Source organism: Proteus hauseri (assembly GCF_040139125.1).
In the GTDB taxonomy this organism is placed as follows: domain Bacteria; phylum Pseudomonadota; class Gammaproteobacteria; order Enterobacterales; family Enterobacteriaceae; genus Proteus; species Proteus hauseri_B.
This window is the reverse complement of sequence record NZ_JBEEUB010000001.1, coordinates 66,007-88,829: the sequence shown is the minus strand read 5'-3', so window position 1 is coordinate 88,829 and position 22,823 is coordinate 66,007. Positions and strand designations below refer to the sequence as shown.

Annotated in this window: 23 protein-coding genes; 14 read left to right on the top strand and 9 right to left on the bottom strand. The window is 34.6% G+C overall.

Annotated features, from left to right (window positions below; translation table 11 throughout):
- Nucleotides 1-44 precede the first annotated feature (44 nt).
- A complete protein-coding gene (locus tag ABN099_RS00430; RefSeq protein WP_349461703.1) occupies nucleotides 45-926 on the bottom strand; it encodes a LysR substrate-binding domain-containing protein in 882 nt (293 codons plus the stop codon).
- 119 nt (nucleotides 927-1,045) lie between these two features.
- Here ABN099_RS00430 and ABN099_RS00425 point away from each other — a divergent pair, with 119 nt between their 5' ends.
- On the top strand, nucleotides 1,046-1,771 hold the full coding sequence (locus ABN099_RS00425) for a sulfite exporter TauE/SafE family protein (protein WP_349461702.1): 726 nt from the start codon (nucleotides 1,046-1,048) through the stop codon (nucleotides 1,769-1,771).
- Between the two features lie 139 nt (nucleotides 1,772-1,910).
- Nucleotides 1,911-2,507, top strand: a complete 597-nt coding sequence (locus ABN099_RS00420) for a sugar O-acetyltransferase (RefSeq protein ID WP_349461701.1) — start codon at nucleotides 1,911-1,913, stop codon at nucleotides 2,505-2,507.
- 84 nt (nucleotides 2,508-2,591) lie between these two features.
- On the opposite strand, the gene ABN099_RS00415 is transcribed toward ABN099_RS00420, so the two are convergent.
- The gene (locus ABN099_RS00415) at nucleotides 2,592-3,362 is read right to left on the bottom strand and encodes a GNAT family N-acetyltransferase (RefSeq protein ID WP_349461700.1); all 771 of its coding nucleotides are present in this window, start codon (nucleotides 3,360-3,362) and stop codon (nucleotides 2,592-2,594) included.
- Nucleotides 3,363-3,371: 9 nt separating this feature from the next.
- Nucleotides 3,372-4,481: an NAD(P)/FAD-dependent oxidoreductase gene (locus ABN099_RS00410; protein WP_349461698.1), complete on the bottom strand. Its 1,110-nt coding sequence runs from the start codon at nucleotides 4,479-4,481 to the stop codon at nucleotides 3,372-3,374.
- A gap of 548 nt (nucleotides 4,482-5,029) precedes the next feature.
- On the opposite strand from ABN099_RS00410, the gene leuE reads away from it, so the two are divergent.
- On the top strand, nucleotides 5,030-5,677 hold the full coding sequence (leuE, locus tag ABN099_RS00405; RefSeq protein WP_349461697.1) for a leucine efflux protein LeuE: 648 nt from the start codon (nucleotides 5,030-5,032) through the stop codon (nucleotides 5,675-5,677).
- 74 nt (nucleotides 5,678-5,751) lie between these two features.
- Here leuE and ABN099_RS00400 read toward each other — a convergent pair whose 3' ends face one another.
- Nucleotides 5,752-6,774: a methyltransferase gene (locus ABN099_RS00400; RefSeq protein WP_349461696.1), complete on the bottom strand. Its 1,023-nt coding sequence runs from the start codon at nucleotides 6,772-6,774 to the stop codon at nucleotides 5,752-5,754.
- A 286-nt stretch (nucleotides 6,775-7,060) separates the two neighbouring features.
- On the opposite strand from ABN099_RS00400, the gene ABN099_RS00395 reads away from it, so the two are divergent.
- The 4 genes from ABN099_RS00395 (at nucleotide 7,061) to yqfB (ending at nucleotide 9,348) form a co-directional block, all read left to right on the top strand.
- Nucleotides 7,061-7,291 (top strand): hypothetical protein, encoded by a 231-nt coding sequence (locus ABN099_RS00395; RefSeq protein ID WP_349461695.1) that lies wholly within the window; start codon nucleotides 7,061-7,063, stop codon nucleotides 7,289-7,291.
- Between the two features lie 139 nt (nucleotides 7,292-7,430).
- The gene (locus ABN099_RS00390) at nucleotides 7,431-8,039 is read left to right on the top strand and encodes a DNA-3-methyladenine glycosylase family protein (RefSeq protein ID WP_349461694.1); all 609 of its coding nucleotides are present in this window, start codon (nucleotides 7,431-7,433) and stop codon (nucleotides 8,037-8,039) included.
- A gap of 79 nt (nucleotides 8,040-8,118) precedes the next feature.
- Complete coding sequence (ada, locus tag ABN099_RS00385; RefSeq protein WP_349462225.1) at nucleotides 8,119-8,952, top strand: bifunctional DNA-binding transcriptional regulator/O6-methylguanine-DNA methyltransferase Ada; 834 nt, start codon at nucleotides 8,119-8,121, stop codon at nucleotides 8,950-8,952.
- 75 nt (nucleotides 8,953-9,027) lie between these two features.
- Nucleotides 9,028-9,348, top strand: a complete 321-nt coding sequence (gene yqfB, locus ABN099_RS00380) for a N(4)-acetylcytidine aminohydrolase (RefSeq protein ID WP_349461693.1) — start codon at nucleotides 9,028-9,030, stop codon at nucleotides 9,346-9,348.
- A 71-nt stretch (nucleotides 9,349-9,419) separates the two neighbouring features.
- Here the strand turns inward: yqfB and ABN099_RS00375 are convergent, their stop codons facing one another.
- The 3 genes from ABN099_RS00375 to ABN099_RS00365 form a co-directional block, all read right to left on the bottom strand.
- Nucleotides 9,420-11,168, bottom strand: coding sequence for an ABC-F family ATP-binding cassette domain-containing protein (locus ABN099_RS00375; protein WP_349461692.1), 1,749 nt, complete (start codon nucleotides 11,166-11,168; stop codon nucleotides 9,420-9,422).
- A gap of 381 nt (nucleotides 11,169-11,549) precedes the next feature.
- The gene (locus ABN099_RS00370) at nucleotides 11,550-12,731 is read right to left on the bottom strand and encodes an MFS transporter (protein ID WP_349461691.1); all 1,182 of its coding nucleotides are present in this window, start codon (nucleotides 12,729-12,731) and stop codon (nucleotides 11,550-11,552) included.
- Between the two features lie 147 nt (nucleotides 12,732-12,878).
- Nucleotides 12,879-13,334: a helix-turn-helix domain-containing protein gene (locus tag ABN099_RS00365; protein WP_349461690.1), complete on the bottom strand. Its 456-nt coding sequence runs from the start codon at nucleotides 13,332-13,334 to the stop codon at nucleotides 12,879-12,881.
- A 194-nt stretch (nucleotides 13,335-13,528) separates the two neighbouring features.
- On the opposite strand from ABN099_RS00365, the gene ddlA reads away from it, so the two are divergent.
- Nucleotides 13,529-14,629, top strand: a complete 1,101-nt coding sequence (gene ddlA / locus ABN099_RS00360; RefSeq protein WP_349461689.1) for a D-alanine--D-alanine ligase — start codon at nucleotides 13,529-13,531, stop codon at nucleotides 14,627-14,629.
- 97 nt (nucleotides 14,630-14,726) lie between these two features.
- On the opposite strand, the gene ABN099_RS00355 is transcribed toward ddlA, so the two are convergent.
- A complete protein-coding gene (locus ABN099_RS00355) occupies nucleotides 14,727-15,602 on the bottom strand; it encodes a DMT family transporter (protein WP_349461688.1) in 876 nt (291 codons plus the stop codon).
- 168 nt (nucleotides 15,603-15,770) lie between these two features.
- Here ABN099_RS00355 and ABN099_RS00350 point away from each other — a divergent pair, with 168 nt between their 5' ends.
- The 6 genes from ABN099_RS00350 (at nucleotide 15,771) to ABN099_RS00325 (ending at nucleotide 22,077) form a co-directional block, all read left to right on the top strand.
- Nucleotides 15,771-17,105: a PLP-dependent aminotransferase family protein gene (locus ABN099_RS00350; protein WP_349461687.1), complete on the top strand. Its 1,335-nt coding sequence runs from the start codon at nucleotides 15,771-15,773 to the stop codon at nucleotides 17,103-17,105.
- A 41-nt stretch (nucleotides 17,106-17,146) separates the two neighbouring features.
- Nucleotides 17,147-18,001, top strand: coding sequence for a haloacid dehalogenase-like hydrolase (locus ABN099_RS00345; RefSeq protein WP_349461686.1), 855 nt, complete (start codon nucleotides 17,147-17,149; stop codon nucleotides 17,999-18,001).
- Nucleotides 18,002-18,311: 310 nt separating this feature from the next.
- A complete protein-coding gene (locus tag ABN099_RS00340) occupies nucleotides 18,312-18,692 on the top strand; it encodes a lysozyme inhibitor LprI family protein (RefSeq protein WP_349461685.1) in 381 nt (126 codons plus the stop codon).
- Nucleotides 18,693-18,895: 203 nt separating this feature from the next.
- Nucleotides 18,896-19,429 carry a carbapenem self-resistance protein CarG family protein gene (locus ABN099_RS00335; RefSeq protein ID WP_349461684.1) on the top strand — a complete coding sequence of 178 codons (534 nt, stop codon included), beginning with the start codon at nucleotides 18,896-18,898 and terminating at the stop codon, nucleotides 19,427-19,429.
- A gap of 217 nt (nucleotides 19,430-19,646) precedes the next feature.
- A complete protein-coding gene (locus ABN099_RS00330; RefSeq protein ID WP_349461683.1) occupies nucleotides 19,647-20,447 on the top strand; it encodes a MetQ/NlpA family lipoprotein in 801 nt (266 codons plus the stop codon).
- 346 nt (nucleotides 20,448-20,793) lie between these two features.
- Entirely contained in the window at nucleotides 20,794-22,077 is a 1,284-nt protein-coding gene (locus ABN099_RS00325) for a cystathionine gamma-synthase family protein (protein WP_349461682.1), read from the top strand.
- A gap of 85 nt (nucleotides 22,078-22,162) precedes the next feature.
- On the opposite strand, the gene ABN099_RS00320 is transcribed toward ABN099_RS00325, so the two are convergent.
- On the bottom strand, nucleotides 22,163-22,714 hold the full coding sequence (locus ABN099_RS00320; RefSeq protein WP_349461681.1) for a GNAT family N-acetyltransferase: 552 nt from the start codon (nucleotides 22,712-22,714) through the stop codon (nucleotides 22,163-22,165).
- Nucleotides 22,715-22,823 lie beyond the last annotated feature (109 nt).

Below are 22,823 nucleotides of genomic sequence, written 5' to 3'. Positions count from 1 at the left end.
AAAGTAATATTTATTGCGAATTATCGCTTATTTCATTAGTGAAATTAACTTTTCTGTGCGGTTAGCCACTGTTCAAAATCGATATGTGTTTTCGTTTTTTGAACACCAAGTGGTGTTAATGCATAGTAGCAAATAGGAGCGATTGTTATCTCAGGAAAGAGAACTTTTAGCCGACCATGAATAATATCATTTGATAAAATAGAGAGTGGACCAATACCCATACCCAACCCATCTAAGATTGCCTGCAAAGATATATGAAAATGGTCAAACCTATAGTGACGAAAGAATTGCTCATTCGAGCTAAGACTAGCTTTAGTTAACCATTGTTGCCAATGTCCAGGACGAGTTAATGTATCGATAACAGGACAAGAAAATAGATCATTTATATTTGTGACATTGTAACGTTTTAGGAAGCGTTCTGATGCAATTAAACAATGAACATCATTAAGAAAAGGAAGTGATGAGTATTCCTGTTGTTGAGGATGAGGACGAATAATTAAATCATCATGGCTGATTAAATGAAATCGCTCACTATTTGCTGACGCTATTTGAATATTGGCATGAGGATATTGCTGATAAAAATCCTCCATTCGAGGGATTAGCCATTTAAGGCATAGTGTTGTGGGTACACTAATATTAAGAATATCGTTTTTACCTCCGTTACCATAACGAAAACCTATATCATTTAATTTATCAAAAACATCACTTAGCTCTTGAGCAAGCGTCAACGCATAAGGTGTAGGAACTCGGCGTAAACCTTGTTTATAAAAGAGAGACACTCCAAACCATTTTTCTATTACTTGAATATGTCGGCTAATTGCACCATGAGTAACACACAATGTTTGTGCTGCTTCCGTAAAACTTTGGCTATGACAAGCGACAAGAAAAGCGCGTAGTGAAGGTAGTGGTGGAAGATTTCTCATCATAAAATTCTCATTATCGCTTTCTAATTAAAAGTCACGCTATTGTGACATTTTATCACAGGTAAAAATAAAGCAGATAGGTATGATGCTCATCTTTAACCTATTGAACTCAAAGGGTGATAATGAGCTTTATTGCTGTCATTTTACTAGCGGTATTTTCTGGTGTAATTAGTGGTGTTGTAGGAACAGGCTCATCTATCTTACTTATTCCAGCGCTAACTTATGTTTTTGGCGCGAAAGAAGCAGTACCTATAATGGCATTAGCTTCAGTGATGGGAAATTTATCACGTATTTACTTATGGCGTCATAGTATTCGCTTAAAGCCGCTATTTTATTACCTATTACCGGGTATTCCAGCCGTTATTCTTGGTGCTAATACATTATGGTTACTACCTGAAACATGGCTCAATATCGGTATGGGACTATTTTTTATAATGATGATCCCAGTTATTCATTTATTGCGTCGCTATCAAATTAAAATGAAAACCTATCAAATCGTTATTGCTGGTGGCGTTGTGGGATATTTAACCGGCGTTGTGTTTTCAACTGGTCCACTAACAATACCTATATTTTCAGCATATGGTTTAACGCTAGGACCTTTACTTGCTACAGAAGCCGCTGCTTCTTTTATTATCTATCTCACAAAGGCATTAACCTTTAGCCAATTAGGTGCGATAGATAGCTTTATTTTAATCAGCGGTGTGTTAGTAGGTTGTGGCTTAACATTAGGCAATTTTTTAGGTAAAAAACTCGTATTAAAATTAACACCACAGTTATTTCAATGGTTACTTGATGGCATGTTAATTTTTGCAGGTAGCTCTCTATTAATTAACGGCATATTTTCGTAATTCAGCAATCAACGCATAATTGCGTTGATACTAACGGACAAGCCGCACGTAATGGGTTTAAAAAGCAGAGTTAATTTTAAATAATTACGCTAGGATAATGTCATTAAGCTGTTTTATTTATTCATTCTTTGGAGTCATCATGACGGAATACGAAAAAATGGTATCAGGTTATCTTTATCATGCTAATAAAGAAGAAAAACTGAAACTAATGAGAACAAAAGCGCGTGAAATTATTTATGACTTTAATCTCACTCGTCCTTCTGAAGATGAAAAAAGGATTAACTACTTAAAACAGCTATTAGGAAAAACAGGCAAAAATTTTTATATTGAACCACCATTTCATTGTGACTATGGCGCATTGATTGAAATCGGTGAAAGCTTTTATGCTAATTTCAATTTAACTATTTTAGATTGTGCACCCGTAAAAATTGGTTGCAATGTGATGTTTGCACCCAATGTAAGTCTTTTAACTGCAACTCATCCTATCGATCCAGAAATACGCAGTAGTGAACTTGAATATGCGCTTGCAATTACCATTGGTGATCATGTTTGGTTAGGTGCTGGATGTATGGTTTTACCTGGTGTGACGATTGGGGATAACTGTGTAATTGGCGCGGGTAGCGTTGTGACTAAATCCATTCCAGCCAATTGCGTAGCGGTAGGAAATCCTTGCCGCGTGATCCGTCAAGTTGGAAAAAAAGATAAAGTTGACGCGCAACAACGACTCTACCTTTAATTTTTTATCTTAGTAAAGTATCAATAATTATGATTTAGGCTCAACGAGTGCAATAAGCGCATTATCTTGAGCCTGAAAATATTATTACTCTTTAATAAAACTTAAATAGTTAAAGAGCGATTTAAAACCAAATTTTCGATACAACTCTAGACCATCAGCTGATGCATCTAAGAAACAACGTTCAACACCTTGTTCACGACAAAACTCTAATACATGCGTAATTAAATGTGTGGCATAGCCATTTCCTTGGTACGCAATATCCGTTCCAATATCATCAAAACGGGCTAAATTTTCGTGCAAAGTTAAGGTTAAGGAAGAGACTGGAGAGCCATCAACCAATAGTGCGTAATGAAAAATATTGGCACCATTATCTAATGCTTTTTGATGATAACGAATATATTCAGCAATAATTGTATCTTCATCGCCATTATCACCCACAGGAAACGCCGTTTTTAATGGATGAGCCCATTGCTCTAAATTATGGTTGGTTAAAATTATATCACATGGGCTATTCTTATAAGTGGGATATGTTGTTTCTGATAACGTCAAATACATTGCTGTAGTCATACCATCGCCACTATAACCTGCATTTTTTATCATAGTGTCAAAGTCAGGTAATAATGATTCAGGGAAAACTAAAATATGGCCTTTTTTCTGTGAAGAAAAGAGGGTGCTTGCTTGTTGAAATGCGCTTTCTGTTGCACCTTGACGAAGGTAAATAAAATTAAAAATAGGTGCATCCATTGGCGTCATAAAACAGTGAGTATGATCACCGATACGAATATTATTTTCGCAAATTTCAGACCAAAAGGCTTTTTCTATAATTTTAAATTCTTTATACAGTTGTGCATCCATAATGGTTCTCTAGATAAATCGTGATAAGCGATAAGGGTTTAACAGAGGGTTCGCTTTTTGGTGGATCAGTTCTTGTGCAACTAATTCACATAATAAAGGTGACAACGTCACTGCGGCGTGCATGGTAACAATATATAATCCTTGAAAGGGAGATATTGCTCCAACAATTGGCATTTCATCTTTAGGCATAGGTCGTTCGCCAACTGAGACCTGTTTAATAGTTAGTTTACCTATATCTGTAAAATTATCATAAAAAGTCTCTTTCGCGCGCTGCGCAATGTGCTCAGGGTGATGTTCATCACTATTATCGATGTAATCTTCTGCTGCAATAATCTCATTCTGAGCAAACTGACGTAACTCCATTTCTGGAGTAGAAATAATACAAGGTAAAAATACATTATTAGCCGTATATGTAGCCTTTAATAAAATACTGGGTGATGCATATAGTGGTAAATCAATCTCTTGAGCTGATAAGAGTGGTAAAGCGCCAGTGCCCGCAGTTAAAATAACATGGTCACTATACAAATCGCCTTGTGCGGTTTTAACACCAACGATTTGATTGTCATCACGTAAAAGTTCAATAACTTCACTATTCTCATGATACTCAACGCCCATATTTTGGGCTTGTTGAAGCAGTACATTAATAACATGTAAGGGATCTACGGCTCCTTCATTAACCGCAAATGCTGCTAATTCTGGTGGCGTGCGAAGTTGGGGGACTTTTTTAATCAATTGATTTTTAGTTAGGGGTTGAACATTAAAACCCGCTTGATTATGAGTCTTAATAAATTGCGCAGTTTCATCTTCAGATGACATCCAACTTATTGCACCAGACCAATCGATATTGAGCTGTCCTTGCGTTTGCTTATCTAACGCTCGCCAGCAACTAATTGCCTCTGCACGTAATTGTTGGTAAGCATCAGGTCGCCCATAAGAGACATTTAACCAAGCAAAAGATGCACAAGTTGCACCAGAACCTGCATTAGCCTTATCAAGTAAGATAATCTGCATATTACTCATTTTTGCTAAGTACCATGCTTGCATTACACCAACGATACCTGCACCAACGATAATAATTTTCTTTTTATCATGGAGCTGCTGAGGTTGTTCTACTTTCATTTCAATCTCTTTAATAATAAATAATTAAGGCTGTAAGCAGCGTATCTAATAACAAAAAACTATTTAGACTAATCTTTTTAACAAAAAGAATCTTGCTTATTCTATCACTATTTGTGCTAAACCATAAATACAGTCAGATGGTAATATTTTATTTTTCAGTATGTTAGGTTAATTTAATCGCTACTTATAAATAATAATTTTGAACTTGAACCATAAAAAGCCAAAAAAACTATAACACAAAATAAACAATAGGATATTACATCTATCTTTGCGCTAAAAGGCAGTTTTTATAACCAATCTTTAAATTAAAGTTGAATTTTTAAGCTTTAAAAAAGATAATAACAGCAGCATACTATAACCAAGATTCAAACTGGTTTTTTAGTCCGTTATTGATCCTATTTTTGGTTTATACAACTGCTTTTGATCTGCAAATATAGAATATAAATCTTATTTATCTTTACAATAAAGATTATTGTTTTACAAGTTTATTAATATCGATATGATAGCTCACATATCCAGCATGTCATTTTAATTTAAAAAGGCGTCATATGTTAGAAACTATCGGTATTTCAAATATTTGGACATACCTTTTGGGCGTTATTTTTATCACGTTAGTCCCTGGACCTAATTCGATTTTCGTCCTAACTTCCAGTGCGAAGCATGGCGTAAAAGGGGGGTATAAAGCCGCTCTTGGTGTTTTTACGGGTGATGCATTATTAATCTTTTTGGCATTTTTGGGGGTTGCTTCATTAGTCAAGACTTCACCCGTCTTCTTTATTATTATTAAATATGCAGGTGCACTTTACTTAACCTATTTAGGTTTGAAAACCCTATATGCAACGTTTCAAAAGAAAAGTGAAACACCAGAAGAAGTCTCTGTAGAAGCGATAAAGGCAAAAGATGGGTTATATGTTAAGGCGCTGTTTTTAAGTATGCTTAATCCAAAAATGATCATTTTTTATGTTTCATTTTTTATTCAATTTATTGACCCTAAATACGAGAATGCCGGAATCCCATTTTTTGTATTAGGTGCAATTTTAGAAACCTGTAGCATGCTCTATTTATCTATACTTATTTTTGGTGGTGTAGCAATTACAAATAAAGTAAAACATAACAAACGATTAGCATCATTATCAAACAGTTGTATTGGTGCTGTGTTCTTACTTTTTGGCGCCAAATTAGCGTTAACCGCTTAAAAAAATCAACATTAAAAATAAAAAGGTCATCGCTTTAAGCTGTGACCTTTTTTTATTGTTGATATACATTATATTTATTTTATAACCACTTCTAATATCACATGATAAGTATCTGTTTTAATAATTTTATTAATTTTCAAGTCAGCTTGATCTAATAAATTATTAAACTCATCAACCGTTCGTTCTCCTGACTCAGGGAAAGCACTCATGCAGATAATATCCATATATTTCGCTGTGTCTGGAATGTTTTTCTTAAAAATAACCGGCTCTATAATAAGTACTTTAGAATCCGGCTTCATTGCTTTTCTAAAGTTTTTAAAGAAAGTAACCGCGCTGTTATCATCCCAATCATGAATAATATATTTAATTAAATAGATATCTGATTCAGGATAATCGCCAAATAGGTCACCTTCAATTAATTTCCATCGGCTATCATCACCTAATTCTACTAATCGAGTTCTTTCTAATACATGTTTGCGATCAAACAGCTGTCCTTTTAACGTTGGATTTACTTTTAATACTTCTAATAATAAACCACCTAATCCCCCAGCAATATCTGTGACTAGTTTATTTTTAGGGAAGTCATAATGTTTTACAATAAAGTAGTTTTCTATTTTTGAAAGTGAATTCATGCCTACTTGAAAATCATGGTCTTCTCGTACATTATCTTGCCAATATTCATAGAAAGACATGCCATATAAATTTTCAAAAGCAGGATTTCCTTGAACAGATTCAACAACATCACCCACTGGACGCCAAAATGTTTCATTAGTTAACATTAATATTGAATCACGTAATGTATACTCATGATCACTTAATAAAAAGTGCCCAGCTGGTGCGAGTGAATAAGTTAGCCCATCTGATTCATAAAAAACGTTTTCAGAAGCTAATATTCTTAATATTCTATTTAATGCTAATGGTAATGTATTTGTCTCTTTAGCTAATTCATTTACATTCTTTGGTCCATCTCTAAGTAAATCAGCAACTTTTAATTTTGCAGCAGCTCTTAATGCTGCTGGAACTGCAAATAACATCGTCTTTTTCATTAAGTCAATTGCAGCGGCTTTGTTTTTTAAATCTGAAATACTGCTGTTCATATTGTAGAGTCCTATTGTTATTAAATTTTAAAACATGGTTTATAGAGAATAATTGAATCAAATAAATTATAGATGATTATTTTATTTAACCAGATTTATTTTTAATTTTTTTATTAAACACCTACAGGAATAATAAAACTATTTATTATTTTCAAATGTAATATTAATATGAATTTAAAATAAATGAGTTTAGTATTAAATAACCTAAAATATAGTTACCCTATAAGAATGTATATTTATTTATTATTTTTATTAAGTTAATAAAAACTGATTATTGCATTTGAATATGATGCTACTTTCTAAAGATGCACCCGCTCTTGCATCATCAGTCAATATTGGTGCTTTTAATCTTGGAAATGCTATTGGCGCAGCCGCAGGTGCCTTGGTATTACAGATGGGATTAGGATACGAAATGATACCTATGACTGGCGGAGTTATTGCATTATTAGGATTATTGTTAGTGTTATGGCAATGTCGTCGAGAATGTCGCAAATTACAACTCGTCATTCAGCAATAACGTAATAAAAATGCTAAATAACCTGAACTTAACGCCAAGGTTATTTAGCCTATTAGCAAGAAATGGAGTGCGGTAAGGTTCTAATTCTGACATATACTTAATGCTCAACAACAGACCGTTATCCGAATAGAGATGCTATATGTACTTTTGTTATGGTGAAAAAGAGATAAATACACTAAAGCGTCGAGATAAACGTTTAGCTGAGCTAATTGAGCGAATAGGCGAAATAAAACGTCCACTAACACTGGATCTATTTACTGCTTTGGTTAAAAATATTATTGAGCAACAAATTTCTGTTTCAGCAGCCATAACCGTAAACCAACGATTATTGAATTTATGTTTAGGAGAATATACCCCTGAACGTATTATTCACTTATCTATCGTTGATATTCAGCAATGTGGCATGACGATGAGAAAAGCAGGGTATATTTTAGCTATTGCTGAAAGCGTACTCACTGGGCAGTTAAATTTGCCTCAAATTCCAACACTGTCAGATAAAGAAGTTATTCATACATTAACCCAGTTAAAAGGAATTGGTATCTGGACAGCAGAAATGATGTTAATTTTCTCATTAAATCGACCTGATATTTTAAGTTGGGGCGATTTAGCTATTCAGCGTGGAATACTGCGTCTCTATCGTCACAAAATGTTAGATAAAGCACGCTTTGAACGCTATCGCAAACGTTATTCGCCTTATGGTTCTACGGCATCACTTTACTTATGGGCTTTATCTAAAGAACCAGAATAAATGAGCAATAATCGGAGTGTACTCCCCATTTTTTACCTTAATAATATCTAATATCTTAATTTGGGAGAAACACACTATGATGGAAGATAAACATAGCCAACTTATTGAACAAGCTTGCCGCTTTATTGAAGAGAATAACGGTGATGTCACACTGATTCGTATTGCTGAGCATATTATGGTGAGCCCATATCACTTTCATCGTCTATTTAAGTCCATTATGGGAATAACGCCAAAATCTTATGCTAACGCTTATCGTCAGCAATTAATAAAAAAAGCGTTAACTGAAAACTCACGAATTACCGATGCTATTTATCAATCAGGTTTTAATGCTAATAGCCGATTTTATGAAAATGCCTTGGCAATATTAGGTATGACACCAACAGACTGGCGCACTGGTGGTGATAATATTGTGATCTTTTTTGCTATCGGTATTTGCTCCTTGGGTAATATTCTTGTCGCTCAAAGTGAAAAGGGCATTTGTGCTATAACATTGGGAGATGATGCTGATATTTTACTTGCCGATTTACAAAAACAGTTTCCTTATGCAGAGCTGGTTGGTGCAGACACCGAATTTGAGCAAATTATTGCACAAGTCATTGGGTTTATTGAATTACCACTGCAACCTTTATCTTTACCATTAGATATTCAAGGAACCGTTTTCCAACAAAAAGTGTGGAAAGCATTAATGGAAATTCCTTTTGGTTACACAGTAACTTATCAAGATATTGCCAATAAAATTGGTTCACCAAAGGCATATCGAGCTGTTGCTAATGCCTGTGCCGCTAATAAATTGGCAGTTGCTATCCCTTGCCACCGTGTGGTTAGACAAAATGGTGATTTATCGGGTTATCGTTGGGGAATTGAACGTAAAGCAAAACTTTTACAAAAAGAAGCACAAGCGAATCAAGAATAAAATTAATAATGTCTAAATAAATAGCGCTATCATGATAAGATAATTATTATATTGTTGTTTATTGTGAGTCGTTATATGTCTGTTATTCCAACTGAAATTACCTTCTTTGAGCGCTTAATACCCTCTATTCTTTCGGGGAAAAAGGTAATTACTATTCGAGATGAAAGTGAAAGCCACTATAAACCCGGTACTGAAGTTGAATTATTCGCTAATGAGCATCGAACTCACTATGGAAAATTAAAAATCCTATCGGTATCTGAATTGCAATATAGTGATATTAATGAATATCATGCACAGCAAGAAGGGATGGCATTAGCTGTATTAAAAACACTAATCAAAGAGATCTATCCTACAACAAACTCATTATATTTAATTGAATACCAATTAATAAAATAGTGTCTTTTAATCATAAAAATAAGGGATCATTTGCTGATCCCTTAATGTTAACTAACCATGTTTAATAGTTGCTATACCAACTGAAGTAACTGCTTTAACTGCTTAATTTCCATTTCCCATTGTGCTTGTAGAACCGGCTTTTGATGACTTGCTTTACGCGCACGATCTGCTTTTAGCTTCTCTTCGAGCTCAATCAATTTCATTAATTTTTCATCTTCATCATGATGAGAATTTAATTTAATGATTTGATTCTCTTTTTGAGACTCCACAACATTGCTCGCGCATATTTCAGCTATTTCTTCTTGTGAAATAAGCTGATAAATCGTTTCAATATCATGATGTTCAGTTAACACACCATTCTGGATATACCAAAACCGATTACAGCTATTCTCAATAAGTTCTCTATCATGGCTGACCAATAATATACCGCCTGAAAATTGGCTAATTTGTTCAGCAAGCGCTTGCTTTCCATCCATATCAATATGATTAGTTGGTTCATCGAGCATTAATAATGAATATTTGGCTAAACTCAACCCTATAAATAATAAACGAGCACGCTCGCCACCACTTAAAGAACTGACGACTTGATTATGACGAGAATAGACAAAACCAGCACTAATTAACGCCATTTTTCGCTGCTCATCACTCAATGCTGCAAAAGGTTTAAGTGCATCTATAATCGAATCACTATCAATAAGTTGAGCCATTTTTTGGTCGTAATATCCCAGTTCAACACGAGGATGAAGCCTAATCGGGCTTTCACTATCTGTTTCAACCAAATTCATCGCCCAAATCATTTTTAATAGTGATGATTTTCCTGTTCCATTAGCACCAATTATTGCTACTCGATCACCACTTTTAATACGTTGATGTTCAACTTTATATAATACTGGCGCATTACTAGTAGGGGTCACTGATAATTGATTTAACTCACAAAGCCTATCTGCTTGCAATGAAACGCCAGAAAGTTGCAGTATCCACTGATTTCCTTGTGTTATTTCAACTTGATCATCTTTTAAGCGAACAATCTGTTTTTCCATCTGTTTGGCTTTACGAGATAAGCTTTCATTATCATAAACTTGCCCCCAAGTTGCTAATTGTTTAGCACTTTGTGCAATACGATCAATCTCATTTTGTTGAGCTTCATAGCGATGTTGTGCACTAATATCTTGTTCTTCTTGCGCTTGTCGCGCTTGAGAACAAGGAAGACGAAATAGTGCCAGTGTTTTATCTCGAATAATCCATGTGCAGTTGGTGACATGATCTAATAACGTATTATCGTGTGAAACGAGAATAAAACTACCTCGCCACTGTTTAAGAAAAGTTTCTAACCATAAAATAGTGGGAAGATCGAGGTGGTTACTCGGCTCATCTAATAACAATAAGTCAGGTTCAATAATTAACGCTCGCGCGAGTAATAAACGAGTATGTTGTCCTCCACTTAACTGCGATATTAATAATCCTTTTTCATGATCTTTAAAGCCCATTTCACTCAATAGTAAATCAGCTCGCCATCCTTCAGATAATCTGTATTCTTCAGGTAATTTATGAAGAACAGCATCCATTAAAGTTATTGATTGCAATTCGTTAGGTAGGTGTTGCTCTATATAAGCCATCACTGTTTTATTAGCGATAGTAATAACACCTTCACTAGGAGAGAGTTGATTAGATAACAGCTTTAATAATGTACTTTTTCCACAACCGTTATAGCCAATTAAGCCTATTTTTTCGCCTTTAGTAAGAGCGAGTGAAATCGTGTTTAACAATAAACCGTGGTTATTATGAAAAGAAAGATTTTGTGTAGATAATAATGTGCTCATAGCTTACTCATTTTTAGGCGTAACAACGCCTGGGCATTATCAAGCGATAACCCTGTAAGCTGAGGAGAGGTGATAGTTAACGTCGCTCAGGCAGGTTAACGCAGTAAAAAACTGTGAGAGCCTGAGCTATTACGATTACCAAAGAAGTGTGAATATTCAATAAGATCACACAACAACATAATTAGCCTCCTTAGTTAAATGAATGGGTTAATGGGGATGCCTATTCTAGCAAAATGCATTTCATTACTGCAATAAGCCATATCTGCTAAACCGTATCATTTTGTGTGTTTATCAAACTCAAGCTGAATAACCCGCTTATAATTAAAATCTCTACAACTTATAGGCGGCAGAGATTTTAGAATTAAATTAAAACTTGTTTTCTTAATGTATAGTTTGATGTGTAGGAAGATATTTTCGTAATTTTATTGCAGATAATAAAATGACTAAAGCAAGGGTAACACTGATAGTATTAGTATTTTGCCAACCTAAAAAATGGAAAGCGATTCCTCCAGCAATACTGCCTAATCCGCCTAAGAAAAAAATGAAAAAATCATTAGTACCTTGCACTTTTGCTCGCTCATGGGGCAAATACGTCTTCGACAGTAAATGTGTTGAACTAATTAAGTTTAAATTCCATGAAATTCCCACTAAAACAAAACCAAACAAGTAGTGGTAAAAACTCTCCCCTAGCAAATGAATACTTAAGGCGACAATTAACAGTAAGATAGCCGTGAAGAAAAAGATCTTAACGCCAAATCGATGAATAAGCTGACCAGTAATAAAAGAGGGGGCAAACATACCTAAAATATGACATTGAAAAACAAATGCTATCGTAGAAAACTCAAAACCACTCTGTTTCATTGATAAGGGTATTGCCGCCATGGTATAAACCAAAATTCCGTAGCCAATCGCGCTCACTACTGTCACAAGAAATAACAGAGGTTGGCTATAAAGCTGGCTATAATTTCTGATTTTCTCTGTGCTATCAACTTTTGGTTTAACGACTTTAGTTAATGGGATTTTTAGTAAAACAATAAAAGCCAAACTATAAATCACACTAAGAGCAGTAAAAGGACCAATAAAAGGATAATCTGCAAATAATTGGCGCGTAACAACCGCTAAAGTGGGTCCAATAACTGCCGCAATAATCCCACCACTCATTACCAATCCAATAGCTTTGGCATGCATATTAACCGGGGTTTCTTCAATTGCGGCAAATCGATATTGTTGTGCTGTACCTATAGCAACGCCCGTAAACAGCGTCCCTAATGAAAACAGAACCAAGCTATGCAAATAAATACCCGCAATAGATAATAACGCACCAATTAAACCGCTTATATTACCGATAATAAAACCCGCTTTACGTGAATATTTCATCATAAAATGAGCCATGGGGATCGTCGCTGATATAATACCAATATACTGACTTAATAAAGGTACCGTTGCATAAATAGGATCCTCTGCTAATTGTTCACCAACCACAACGGCAACAGATAATACTAATGCATTTCCCGTAATAAAAAGTGCTAAAGAGAATGCCAACCACCAAACAGATTTGGGCATAAATATCTCCAATAAGGCAAATAAATAAATATGCCGGCATCATACAACTTGAAGTTAACTTCAAGTCAATAAGATATTATAGCTAATTAATAACTATTTAATTGATTGGTTTAATTAAGATAAGCACTGTTTTAAAAAACGGTACGGTTACTTTTTGGCAATACGTTTTTTATTATTTTCAAGGCTGGAGGCTAAAACTTTCTGAAAATGGCGGCACTGGAAATGGTTCTCTTCAGGGCAAACGCGGATATGTTCCAATCCTTTTTTTAATTGAATAAGTTCATTAATTTTTTTATCAATTTCTTCAATTTTCAAATGAACTATATTTCTGTCAATTTCAGGTGTTTTCTGGTTAGCACTCAGTTGAGCTATTTCATCTAACGAAAAATGAGCTTGCTGAGCCAAAGATATCAATGCTAAACGAGTAAGAATATCTGGATGATAGACACGTTTTAACCCTTTGCGTCCTATAGAGTTAATCAATCCTTTTTTTTCATAATAACGAATGGCTGAAGAGGCGAGTCCCGTTGCTTGTGATACCTCTGTAATATCCATTTCGGCAAGCTGTTTTTTCTCTTGTTTTTTATCTATTGTTGTACTCATCTTATCCTCAATAGCATTGTTACCCATGTAAAGTAGCCGCTGAGCAAAATAGTGATTTTTTAACGCGCTAAATCATAGAATTTCATCATTTTATCGTAATTTTTCGCAGATAAGAACTATCTACCTACATCGGGCGTTTTGATCATGATATATTGCTACCTATTCGCTATAGCTGTCCTATAAAAGGTTAGAAAATGAGTAAATTAAGAGTCGCTATTATTTTTGGTGGTAAATCTACCGAACATCAAGTTTCACTTCAGTCAGCAAAAAACATTATTAATGAATTAGATCGAACGAAATTCGACCTGTGCTTAATCGGTATTAATGAACAAGGGCAGTGGCATGAGTATTCAGAGACTGATTATTTATTAAATAGCGATAACCCTACTACTATCTCATTAAACAAACCGTTACGAGCTGTTGCAATTATTCCTGGCAGTACACAAAACCAGTTTATCTCTCTTGAAGATGGCAAAGCGTTACCACAAATTGATGTCGTTTTCCCTATCGTTCACGGTGCTTATGGTGAAGATGGTACATTACAAGGCTTATTACATATGATTGATATGCCTTACGTAGGACCAAATATCATTAGCTCTGCGGCTTGTATGGATAAAGATGTGACTAAACGCCTATTAGATGGCGCAGGTTTAGCTATTGCGCCATTTATTACGGTAATGAAACATCAAATTAATGATATTCCTTACAATGAAATGGTGCGCCAATTAGGTCTCCCTCTTTTTATTAAACCAGCAAACCTAGGCTCTTCTGTCGGTATTAGCAAAGTTAATAACGAAGACGAATTTAATGCAGCATTAGCTATGGCATTTGAATATGACTTAAAAGTTATTGTTGAAAGTGCCATTGTAGGACGCGAAATTGAGTGCGCCGTATTAGGTAATGAAAATCCTGAAGTCAGCCCTTGTGGTGAAATTGTTTTAAACGATGCATTTTATGCCTATAACACAAAATATATCGATGACGATGGCGCTAAAGTTGTGGTTCCAGCAGTCATGAATGACGATGTGAGTCTACATATTCGTCAAATTGCGCTAAAAGCTTATCGCGTATTAAACTGTTTAGGTATGGCGCGCGTTGATGTGTTTTTAACACAAGATAACCGTGTAATAATTAATGAGATCAATACACTACCTGGTTTCACGAATATCAGTATGTATCCAAAATTATGGCAAAGTGCAGGGCTAGAATATAAATCACTTATTACTAAGCTGATTGAGTTTGCACTTGATTACCACAAGAAAACATCAGTATTAAAAACAAAATGTGAGCTTTAATTAGCAAAATCATTTTTAAATCCTCGCCTATTTATAAAGTGCAGTTTATTTATGGGCGAGGAGTAAACGCATTCACTATTACCTATGACATATAGTGTTATGCATATTTTCGTGAGCCAGCAACACAAAAAATAACACCTATCGTCACTAGTAACATAATCATATTCACTGATTCATTAAGTAATGTTGCAGCTAACGCTAATCCAAAAAATGGCTGTAACAATTGAAGTTGACCCACTGCGGCAATCCCACCTTGAGAAAGTCCCTTATACCAAAAAATAAAGCCAATTAGCATACTAAAAATCGAAACATAACCTAATCCTACCCATGCAGAAGTGCTAATAACATTAAATGAAACTGGAATAAGAATAATAGTAAGAATAAGCATAACAGGTAATGAAACAATCAATGCCCAGCAAATAACTTGCCAACCACCAAGCGCTTTCGTTAATGTCGCACCTTCTGCATAACCTAATCCACACACAATAACAGATGCTATCATCAATATATTGGCACTAAGAGAAGAAGTTCCACCTTGAGATATGGCATATCCCATCACTAATAAACTACCAAGAATAGAAAATAACCAGAAAATAGGTCGTGGTTTTTCACCACCACGTATTACAGCAAATATCGCTGTTGAAAGAGGTAATAGCGCCAAAAAAACCAAAGAGTGTGCCGAAGTCATTTCTTGTAATGCAATCGCTGTTAATAACGGAAAACCCACAACAACCCCCAAAGAGACGACCGTTAATGATATCCACTGTCGTTGCGTAGGTAGTTTTTCTTTATAAAGTAATAACATAGCAAGAGATAAAAGCCCGGCAATTGTTGCTCTTGCTGCAGTAAGAAAAAGAGGATCAAATCCAAGTACTGCCGCTTTTGTTGCGGGTAGTGAACCACTAAAAATTAACATGCCAATAAAGCCATTAATCCATCCATTTTTTCGTTCATTTTGACTAACTTGATGCATAAGGTGATCCGTTTTTATTATGATTAATATTTAATTAAAGCAAAGGGTTATATTTTTCAATGCTTAGGATTACAGCTGGTTTATAGACATGCCTATGTGTAACTTGCTGTGGCTTATATTATGGAGCACAATCATGACAATCAAATAATTGTCATGGATACAATTTCGATGGCGCAACCACGCTATAAATCATTAGTTGATAAATTTGCTGAAGATATTCGTAATGGAAAACTATTACCGGGTACTCGCTTGCCAACACATAGACAATTAGCCACTGAACATAAAATGTCATTGGCTACTGCAAGTCGTGTTTATGCTGAGCTTGAAAATATGGGTTTAATTCGTGGTGAAACGGGAAGAGGGACATTTGTTAGAGAGTTATCGCTGCCTATAAATCATGGAATAGAAAATCCCGCAGCAGCCGATATGTTAGATTTAAACTTTAATTATCCATCACTACCCGTTCAAGCTGAGCTGCTTCGTAGTGAACTAAAACGGCTCTCAACCTCTGGAGAAATTGAGTCTCTTTTACGTTATCAACCTCATAGTGGTAAAATGCATGAGAAAATGATTATCTCTCACTACTTAAAACAACGAAATATTACAGCTGAAGCTAATAATATTGTTATTACCAGTGGCGCCCAGCAAGGTATCGCTCTCACTTTACTGAGCTTATTAAAACCAGGTGATGTTGTCGCGGTTGATGCCTTAAGCTATCCCGGTTTTAAGTTAGCGGCACTTGCTCATCATTTAGAAATTGTTGCTGTGCCCATTACACCATTGGGAACAGATTTTAAGAAGTTAGAAGCTTTATGCAAACAAAGAACCATTCGGGCATTATATTGTATGCCAACATTGCATAATCCAATGGGATGGGTTTTAACGCTAGCACAGCGTAAACAGTTAATTAATTTGGCAAGGAAATACCATTTTCTTTTAATTGAAGATGCGACTTACTCGTTTTTAGTTAAAAACCCACCACCCGCAATAGTCACACTGGCACCCGATATTACTTACTATATCTCTGGTTTTTCTAAAAATGTTGCATCCGGATTACGAGTGGGATTTATCGTTGCGCCAAGCAAAAATATCCTATCACTTGAACGTGCAATTAGGGTGACAACTTGGAATACGCCAGCATTAATGACAGCGATTGTTTGCCGTTGGATAAAAGAGGGTACGGTTGATAAATTAGAGGTGTTATTACGCAAAGATGCCAAAATGCGGCAAAAAATGGTGGATGAAGTGTTTAGTGGTATCACAATAATTCGACATCCTACCTCTTATTTTTTATGGATCCCATTACCCGATGAAACAAGAGCTGATCAAATAACGGCAGCATTACATCGTTTACAGATATCTGTTGCAACAGCAGAACCTTATGCAACTACACCTCATATTCCACACGCTATTCGTATTGCACTCGCGTCTATTGATCTCAATTTATTGCATGATGCATTGACAAAAATTCGTGATGTTATTGAATATCACATAGATCTATAGCGTATCACGATGAAATTTTCAGAGAAAAGGGAAATAATGTTATGGAAACCCAACTCAAATGCGCACTCATTTATGATTTTGATGGAACATTAGCTAAAGGGGATTGTGCGCAGCATGGTGTAATGCCAAGCTTAGGTATTCAATCACCCGAGGAAATTGCACAATTTTGGCAAGAAGTAAAAAAACGAGCCAAAGAAAATGATGGTGATGAAATATTATCTTATCTTGGTGTATTGGCAGAAAAAGCCAATAGTCTAGGTTCAAATCAATTAAGCCAAGAAAATCTGAGAAAACATGGTCAATCGATTCCACTTTTTGAGGGAGTAAAAGAGTGGTTTGAACGAATCAATGAATATGGGCAACAGCATGGCTTAGAGATTAAGCACTATATTATTTCTAGTGGATTAACTGAAATGATAAAAGGATCTGCTATTGGTTCCCAATTTGAACAGATTTATGCTTGCAAATATTACTATTCAGAGAATGGACTAAAAGCATTATGGCCCGTATTAGCCATTAATTACACGACAAAAACGCAATTCCTTTTTAGAATAAATAAAGGTATTGGTAACGCTTGGAATAACGAAGCTGTTAATGAGTTTATAGAACCTGAAGAACGCGATATTCCCTTTGAACGCATGATCTACTTTGGTGATGGGGATACCGATATTCCATCAATGAAGATGGTTCGTTATCAAGGCGGATTTTCACTTGCTGTATTCGATGTTGATAAATGGCAAGAATCTCAAACACAAAATAAGGTGCAAAAACTGATCGCCGAAGAGCGGGCGAATTATGTTCTTCCTGCCGATTTCTCAGAAAAAAGCCAATTAGACGTCACGGTTAAAGGTTTATTAAAATTGTTTGAGCGTAAAAATAGAGTAAATACAAAATAAAATATTTTATAAATTTTATTTAAATAATCATAAAGTGATGTTATTTGTTAAAAACCAACTAAATTAAGTTGGTTTTTTTTTAAATTTATATTAAAAATATATTTCTTATAAATACAATTTCAGTATAATTACTGTAGCCATAAATAAATATCGGAAAATGATAGTACAAAATAGCCTATTTAATACTGATCTTCATCGAATCGTTACTTTATAAAAATTGCTATAATCATCAAAGGGTTATTTTATTCTCGCTTTTTTTTAGTGAAAATAAATAGTATTTAGTAATATTTTTAATCGGTAAATGGATGGTATGATGAAAAAACTTATTTTATTAAGCGCAATATCTGGAGGTATATTATTTTGGTCTATACATTTACAAGCAGATAATTTTGATTGTCGTAATGCAGCAACCCAAGCAGAAATAAATCAGTGTGTTCAACTCGATTTTCAACAGCAAGATGATGAGCTTAATCGTATTTATCAGCAATATCATGCAAAGCTAGATAACATTCGTAAAGAACAATTAAAACAAGCCCAAGTAGTATGGATAAACTTTCGTAATCTCTCTTGTCAATATGAAGCAGATTATTACCAAGGTGGCAGCTTAGCACCGATGGTGTATAGCAGCTGTTTAAAAGATAAAACTAAAGAACGTATTGGCGATCTCAAAAACTATATTGCATTATATTAATAATAATTTTCTTTTTTAAAGTTAAGTTTACATCGTTTTATCTGCTCTTTTGGTAAGAGATAGAAATATATTTTTTTAATCAGCAATAATTTATTCACTAAATTAAATTGTTTTGTATTATTTTGAAACATAAATCCCCTTGACTAATCATTGGCACAAAGTAGTCTGATGCTCAGATAACAAACGAAGAAGAAGCCAATCTAATGAATAAGATAAAGAGACTTGGGGTAGGGGTACTTTTCACATTAATGCCATTTACAGCAATATCTTCCGATATTGGTTTAGAGTATGGCGTTAATCTTATCGACTTTAATGGAGACGGTGTTAAAGACATCGTTATTAAGTCTAGACGAGCCTTAAATAGCACTACAACTGTCGATATGGTCACAGTTTATATAAAAGGCAATAACGATAAAGTTTATATTGTGCCCTCCATCTACGCTAATGCACTAAGCCTTTATGATAATAAAATTAAAGATACTAATATAAAAATATCTAACTTTAAATTTATTGAGAAAAATGACTACGTTATTTTGTTAAGTTTAGAAAAAAGTGGTAACAATCTGTTAAAACCAACACCTGTTCGATTTTCCAGTTATACGATAGCAGCCCAAGAAAATAATAATGAAGAGCTGTATAGATGGAAATACGCATCTCACTGTGTAACTGAGATGGATTATCTGAGTGTAGATGATGCACTTTCTGACAGCTGTTTTAATAAAATTATTAGTGAATAACAAATATAATAAAAGTCAACCACTCCAAATGAGATGAGTTTATTTTACCCTTATAAAACAATGAGTTAGGAACATGTCGCTAATATTCCTTTTTTTATGTGCATTGACCTCTTGTATCATTTCTTGTTCCTTGTTATTAATCTATTACTAAGATATTTCTTAAGTTGGGATATTACTGATAACTTGTTTTTTATCGTGGTCCGTTAAAGAGGGAGATATGAAGGAGATTATTACGGGTTTACTTCTGGTCTCAATAACACTATTTACCATATCTTGTTCTCAAGAGAATGAAAATAAAGTAAAAGTGGCAATTAATACTGGACCCGATCAAGTAATTTGGGAAGAAGTCATTCGCTTAGCAAAATTAACTGAAGGGTTAGATGTTGAAGTTATTGCTTTTAATGATTATATACAGCCTAATAAAGTACTCGAAAATAAAGAAGTAGATGCAAATGCGTTTCAATCAATTCCTTACCTTCAAGCTCAAATGAAAGAACACAATTATAAGTTTCATATTGCCAGTAAGACCTTTATTTTTCCTCTTGCGGCATACTCAAAAAAAATAAGTGATATTAATGAACTAGAACTTGGTGCACAGGTTGCTATTTCAAATGAGTCTACTATGCGTGGTAGAGCATTATTATTATTAGCAGAAAACCAGCTTATCACTTTAAAAGATGGCGTGGGATTTTTACCTACAACCGCAGATATTATTTATAATCCCAAAGAACTCGTTTTTGTGGAATTTGACACACCCAAATTAACCGATGCACTGAGCCACCCTAAAATTAGCATTGCCATTATTAATAATAATTTTTCTTCTCAAATGGGTTTGTTAGCAACACGCGACGGTTTGATTTTAGAAAATAAAACCTCACCTTATGCAAATATTATTGTCACTCGTGAAGACAATAAAAATGATGAGAAAATCAAAAAACTCATCAATGTGCTTCAATCAAGACAAATCGAATTGAAAGTAAAAGAGTTGTATAAAGGCGATGCAATTAGAGCATGGTAATCGCATCTGTCTTGTCTCTACACGATGCTTAGTATCTTAAAGGTAAATAACTATCGCTTAATCTATTTACCTTTAAACCCAAATACCTTTAAATCTGATTATTTTAGAATTAATCATATACTCCAACTTATCTTAAATATTTTCATCAGTGGAAGTTGTTGGATTTTTGGCTCTACTATATAGCTATATCTCAGTCAGATTATTTTTTACGGTATAAAACGCCAATAATGCAAACAATGATAATTAATTTATATAACTACTAGTTTTTATACCTGATAAAACAATCTAACAACGTGAATTTTTTTCAGTATGATAAAACATCCTTTACTAACTAAAAGAAACAAAAATGGCTAATTCTCAATTAGAAAAACAATATATTGGCACTCATAAGTTATCACCAGAAACATTAATGATGAGCTATGGTTATGATCCATTACTCTCAGAAGGTTCGGTAAAACCACCTGTATTTTTAACCTCAACCTTTATCTTTAAAAGTGCAGAAGAGGGTAAAGCTTTTTTTGATACTGTTAGCGGAAGAAAACCGTTACCTGAAGGCGAAAAAGCCGGCTTAGTTTATTCCCGCTTTAATCAGCCAAATAGTGAAATTGTAGAAGATAGATTAGCTCTTTATGAAAATACCGAATCCTGCGTGCTATTTTCATCAGGAATGTCGGCAATAACAACGACATTAATGGCATTAACTCAACCGGGTGATGTGATTTTACATTCTCAGCCGCTTTACGGTGGAACAGAAACATTAATAGCTAAAACCTTAGCTAAATTTGGTATTCAAGCGACACCTTTTACCGATGGATTAAATCTTTCACTGATCCAAGAACAAGCTAAAAAGGCGAGTCAAAAAGGGCGTGTCGCTGTTATTTTTGCAGAGACACCAGCAAATCCAACCAACTCATTAGTTGATATTGCTGCGCTAAAATTAGTTGCAGATAATCTGGAGCAAACTCAAGGTTATCGTCCTCTCATTGTTTGTGATAACACTTTATTAGGACCGGTTTACCAGCGCCCAATTGAACAAGGTGCAGATATCTCTGTTTATTCATTAACAAAATATGTGGGTGGACATTCTGATTTAGTTGCTGGTGCGGCAATGGGCTCACGTCCATTAATTAACCAAATTCGCTTATTAAGAGGCGCAATTGGTACGCAGCTTGATCCACATTCATGCTGGATGTTAGGACGCTCCTTAGAAACACTACAAATACGCATGGAAAAGGCAAATCAAAATGCCTTATTAGTTGCTCAATTTCTGCGTGATCATAAAAAAGTGGATACTATTCACTATTTACCTTTCGCTGATGAAACTTCAGCCGAAGCTAAAGTATTTGCTAAACAGTGTACTGGTGCTGGCTCAACGTTTTCATTTGATATTCAAGGTGGTGAAGCTGAGGCTTTCCGTTTCCTTAATGCAATGAAAATCTTTAAACTTGCTGTTAGTCTGGGTGGTACAGAATCATTGGCATGTCATCCAGGTTCAACCACTCATTCAGGTGTACCTGTTGAATTGCGCCATAACATTGGTATTCAAGATACGACCATTCGTTTATCTATTGGCATTGAAAACCCTCAAGATTTAATTGCAGACTTAGCACAAGCTTTAGATGCTGCTTAATTTTTAGTCTGTTATAGATTAATAAAAAACCACCAGAAGAGTATACCCTTTGGTGGTTTTTTATTGTCGTTATATATCGTGATTATTACTGTTTTTCTATTTCTAACCAATCATCTCTAGTGAGACAGCTAATGTTTTCTATTTTAACCTCATCTAAAAACTCAACATATTGTTTTTCAATAATATGATGATATTTAAATCCACATTTTTCTTGTGCTTTTTTAGATTTCTCATTATCGGCAAAATAACCACACCATAAGTTATCCAACGCCAGATCTTCAAAGGCATGGCGATTTATTTCTTTTATTGCTTCAGGTATTAAACCCTTGCCCCAATAAGGCACGCCAATCCAATAAGAAACTTCAGCATCGTTATTCCCAATAGGGAAATTACTATCTTGAGTAAAAGACAAACCAATCAAACCTATAGCATTATCATCATCTTTTAATGTCACAGCATAAACTTCATCACGCATAAAAATAGTACGAATTATTTCACCACTTTCTTCAACATTTTTATGAACAGGCCATCCCGCAATAGGACCGATACGCTCATCTTTAGCGTAGTGATATAAGCTTTCTGCATCTGACTCTTGCCATGGGCGTAATAATAACCTTTCTGTTTTTAATACTTTCATTTTAATCACTTATAAAATTATAAAATAAACAATCTGCTATTTAGCTTACTGCTTTAAGATACGAGCATTTTAATTAACACTGATAAAAAAAGAATGGCAAAAAACAGGC

What these genes read in the sequence shown, in the direction of transcription:
- ABN099_RS00430 (WP_349461703.1), bottom strand. Translation starts at nt 926, where the DNA reads ATGATGAGAAATCTTCCACCACTACCTTCACTACGCGCTTTTCTTGTC.
- ABN099_RS00425 (WP_349461702.1), top strand. Translation starts at nt 1,046, where the DNA reads ATGAGCTTTATTGCTGTCATTTTACTAGCGGTATTTTCTGGTGTAATT.
- ABN099_RS00420 (WP_349461701.1), top strand. Translation starts at nt 1,911, where the DNA reads ATGACGGAATACGAAAAAATGGTATCAGGTTATCTTTATCATGCTAAT.
- ABN099_RS00415 (WP_349461700.1), bottom strand. Translation starts at nt 3,362, where the DNA reads ATGGATGCACAACTGTATAAAGAATTTAAAATTATAGAAAAAGCCTTT.
- ABN099_RS00410 (WP_349461698.1), bottom strand. Translation starts at nt 4,481, where the DNA reads ATGAAAGTAGAACAACCTCAGCAGCTCCATGATAAAAAGAAAATTATT.
- leuE (WP_349461697.1), top strand. Translation starts at nt 5,030, where the DNA reads ATGTTAGAAACTATCGGTATTTCAAATATTTGGACATACCTTTTGGGC.
- ABN099_RS00400 (WP_349461696.1), bottom strand. Translation starts at nt 6,774, where the DNA reads ATGAACAGCAGTATTTCAGATTTAAAAAACAAAGCCGCTGCAATTGAC.
- ABN099_RS00395 (WP_349461695.1), top strand. Translation starts at nt 7,061, where the DNA reads ATGATGCTACTTTCTAAAGATGCACCCGCTCTTGCATCATCAGTCAAT.
- ABN099_RS00390 (WP_349461694.1), top strand. Translation starts at nt 7,431, where the DNA reads ATGTACTTTTGTTATGGTGAAAAAGAGATAAATACACTAAAGCGTCGA.
- ada (WP_349462225.1), top strand. Translation starts at nt 8,119, where the DNA reads ATGGAAGATAAACATAGCCAACTTATTGAACAAGCTTGCCGCTTTATT.
- yqfB (WP_349461693.1), top strand. Translation starts at nt 9,028, where the DNA reads ATGTCTGTTATTCCAACTGAAATTACCTTCTTTGAGCGCTTAATACCC.
- ABN099_RS00375 (WP_349461692.1), bottom strand. Translation starts at nt 11,168, where the DNA reads ATGAGCACATTATTATCTACACAAAATCTTTCTTTTCATAATAACCAC.
- ABN099_RS00370 (WP_349461691.1), bottom strand. Translation starts at nt 12,731, where the DNA reads ATGCCCAAATCTGTTTGGTGGTTGGCATTCTCTTTAGCACTTTTTATT.
- ABN099_RS00365 (WP_349461690.1), bottom strand. Translation starts at nt 13,334, where the DNA reads ATGAGTACAACAATAGATAAAAAACAAGAGAAAAAACAGCTTGCCGAA.
- ddlA (WP_349461689.1), top strand. Translation starts at nt 13,529, where the DNA reads ATGAGTAAATTAAGAGTCGCTATTATTTTTGGTGGTAAATCTACCGAA.
- ABN099_RS00355 (WP_349461688.1), bottom strand. Translation starts at nt 15,602, where the DNA reads ATGCATCAAGTTAGTCAAAATGAACGAAAAAATGGATGGATTAATGGC.
- ABN099_RS00350 (WP_349461687.1), top strand. Translation starts at nt 15,771, where the DNA reads ATGGCGCAACCACGCTATAAATCATTAGTTGATAAATTTGCTGAAGAT.
- ABN099_RS00345 (WP_349461686.1), top strand. Translation starts at nt 17,147, where the DNA reads ATGGAAACCCAACTCAAATGCGCACTCATTTATGATTTTGATGGAACA.
- ABN099_RS00340 (WP_349461685.1), top strand. Translation starts at nt 18,312, where the DNA reads ATGATGAAAAAACTTATTTTATTAAGCGCAATATCTGGAGGTATATTA.
- ABN099_RS00335 (WP_349461684.1), top strand. Translation starts at nt 18,896, where the DNA reads ATGAATAAGATAAAGAGACTTGGGGTAGGGGTACTTTTCACATTAATG.
- ABN099_RS00330 (WP_349461683.1), top strand. Translation starts at nt 19,647, where the DNA reads ATGAAGGAGATTATTACGGGTTTACTTCTGGTCTCAATAACACTATTT.
- ABN099_RS00325 (WP_349461682.1), top strand. Translation starts at nt 20,794, where the DNA reads ATGGCTAATTCTCAATTAGAAAAACAATATATTGGCACTCATAAGTTA.
- ABN099_RS00320 (WP_349461681.1), bottom strand. Translation starts at nt 22,714, where the DNA reads ATGAAAGTATTAAAAACAGAAAGGTTATTATTACGCCCATGGCAAGAG.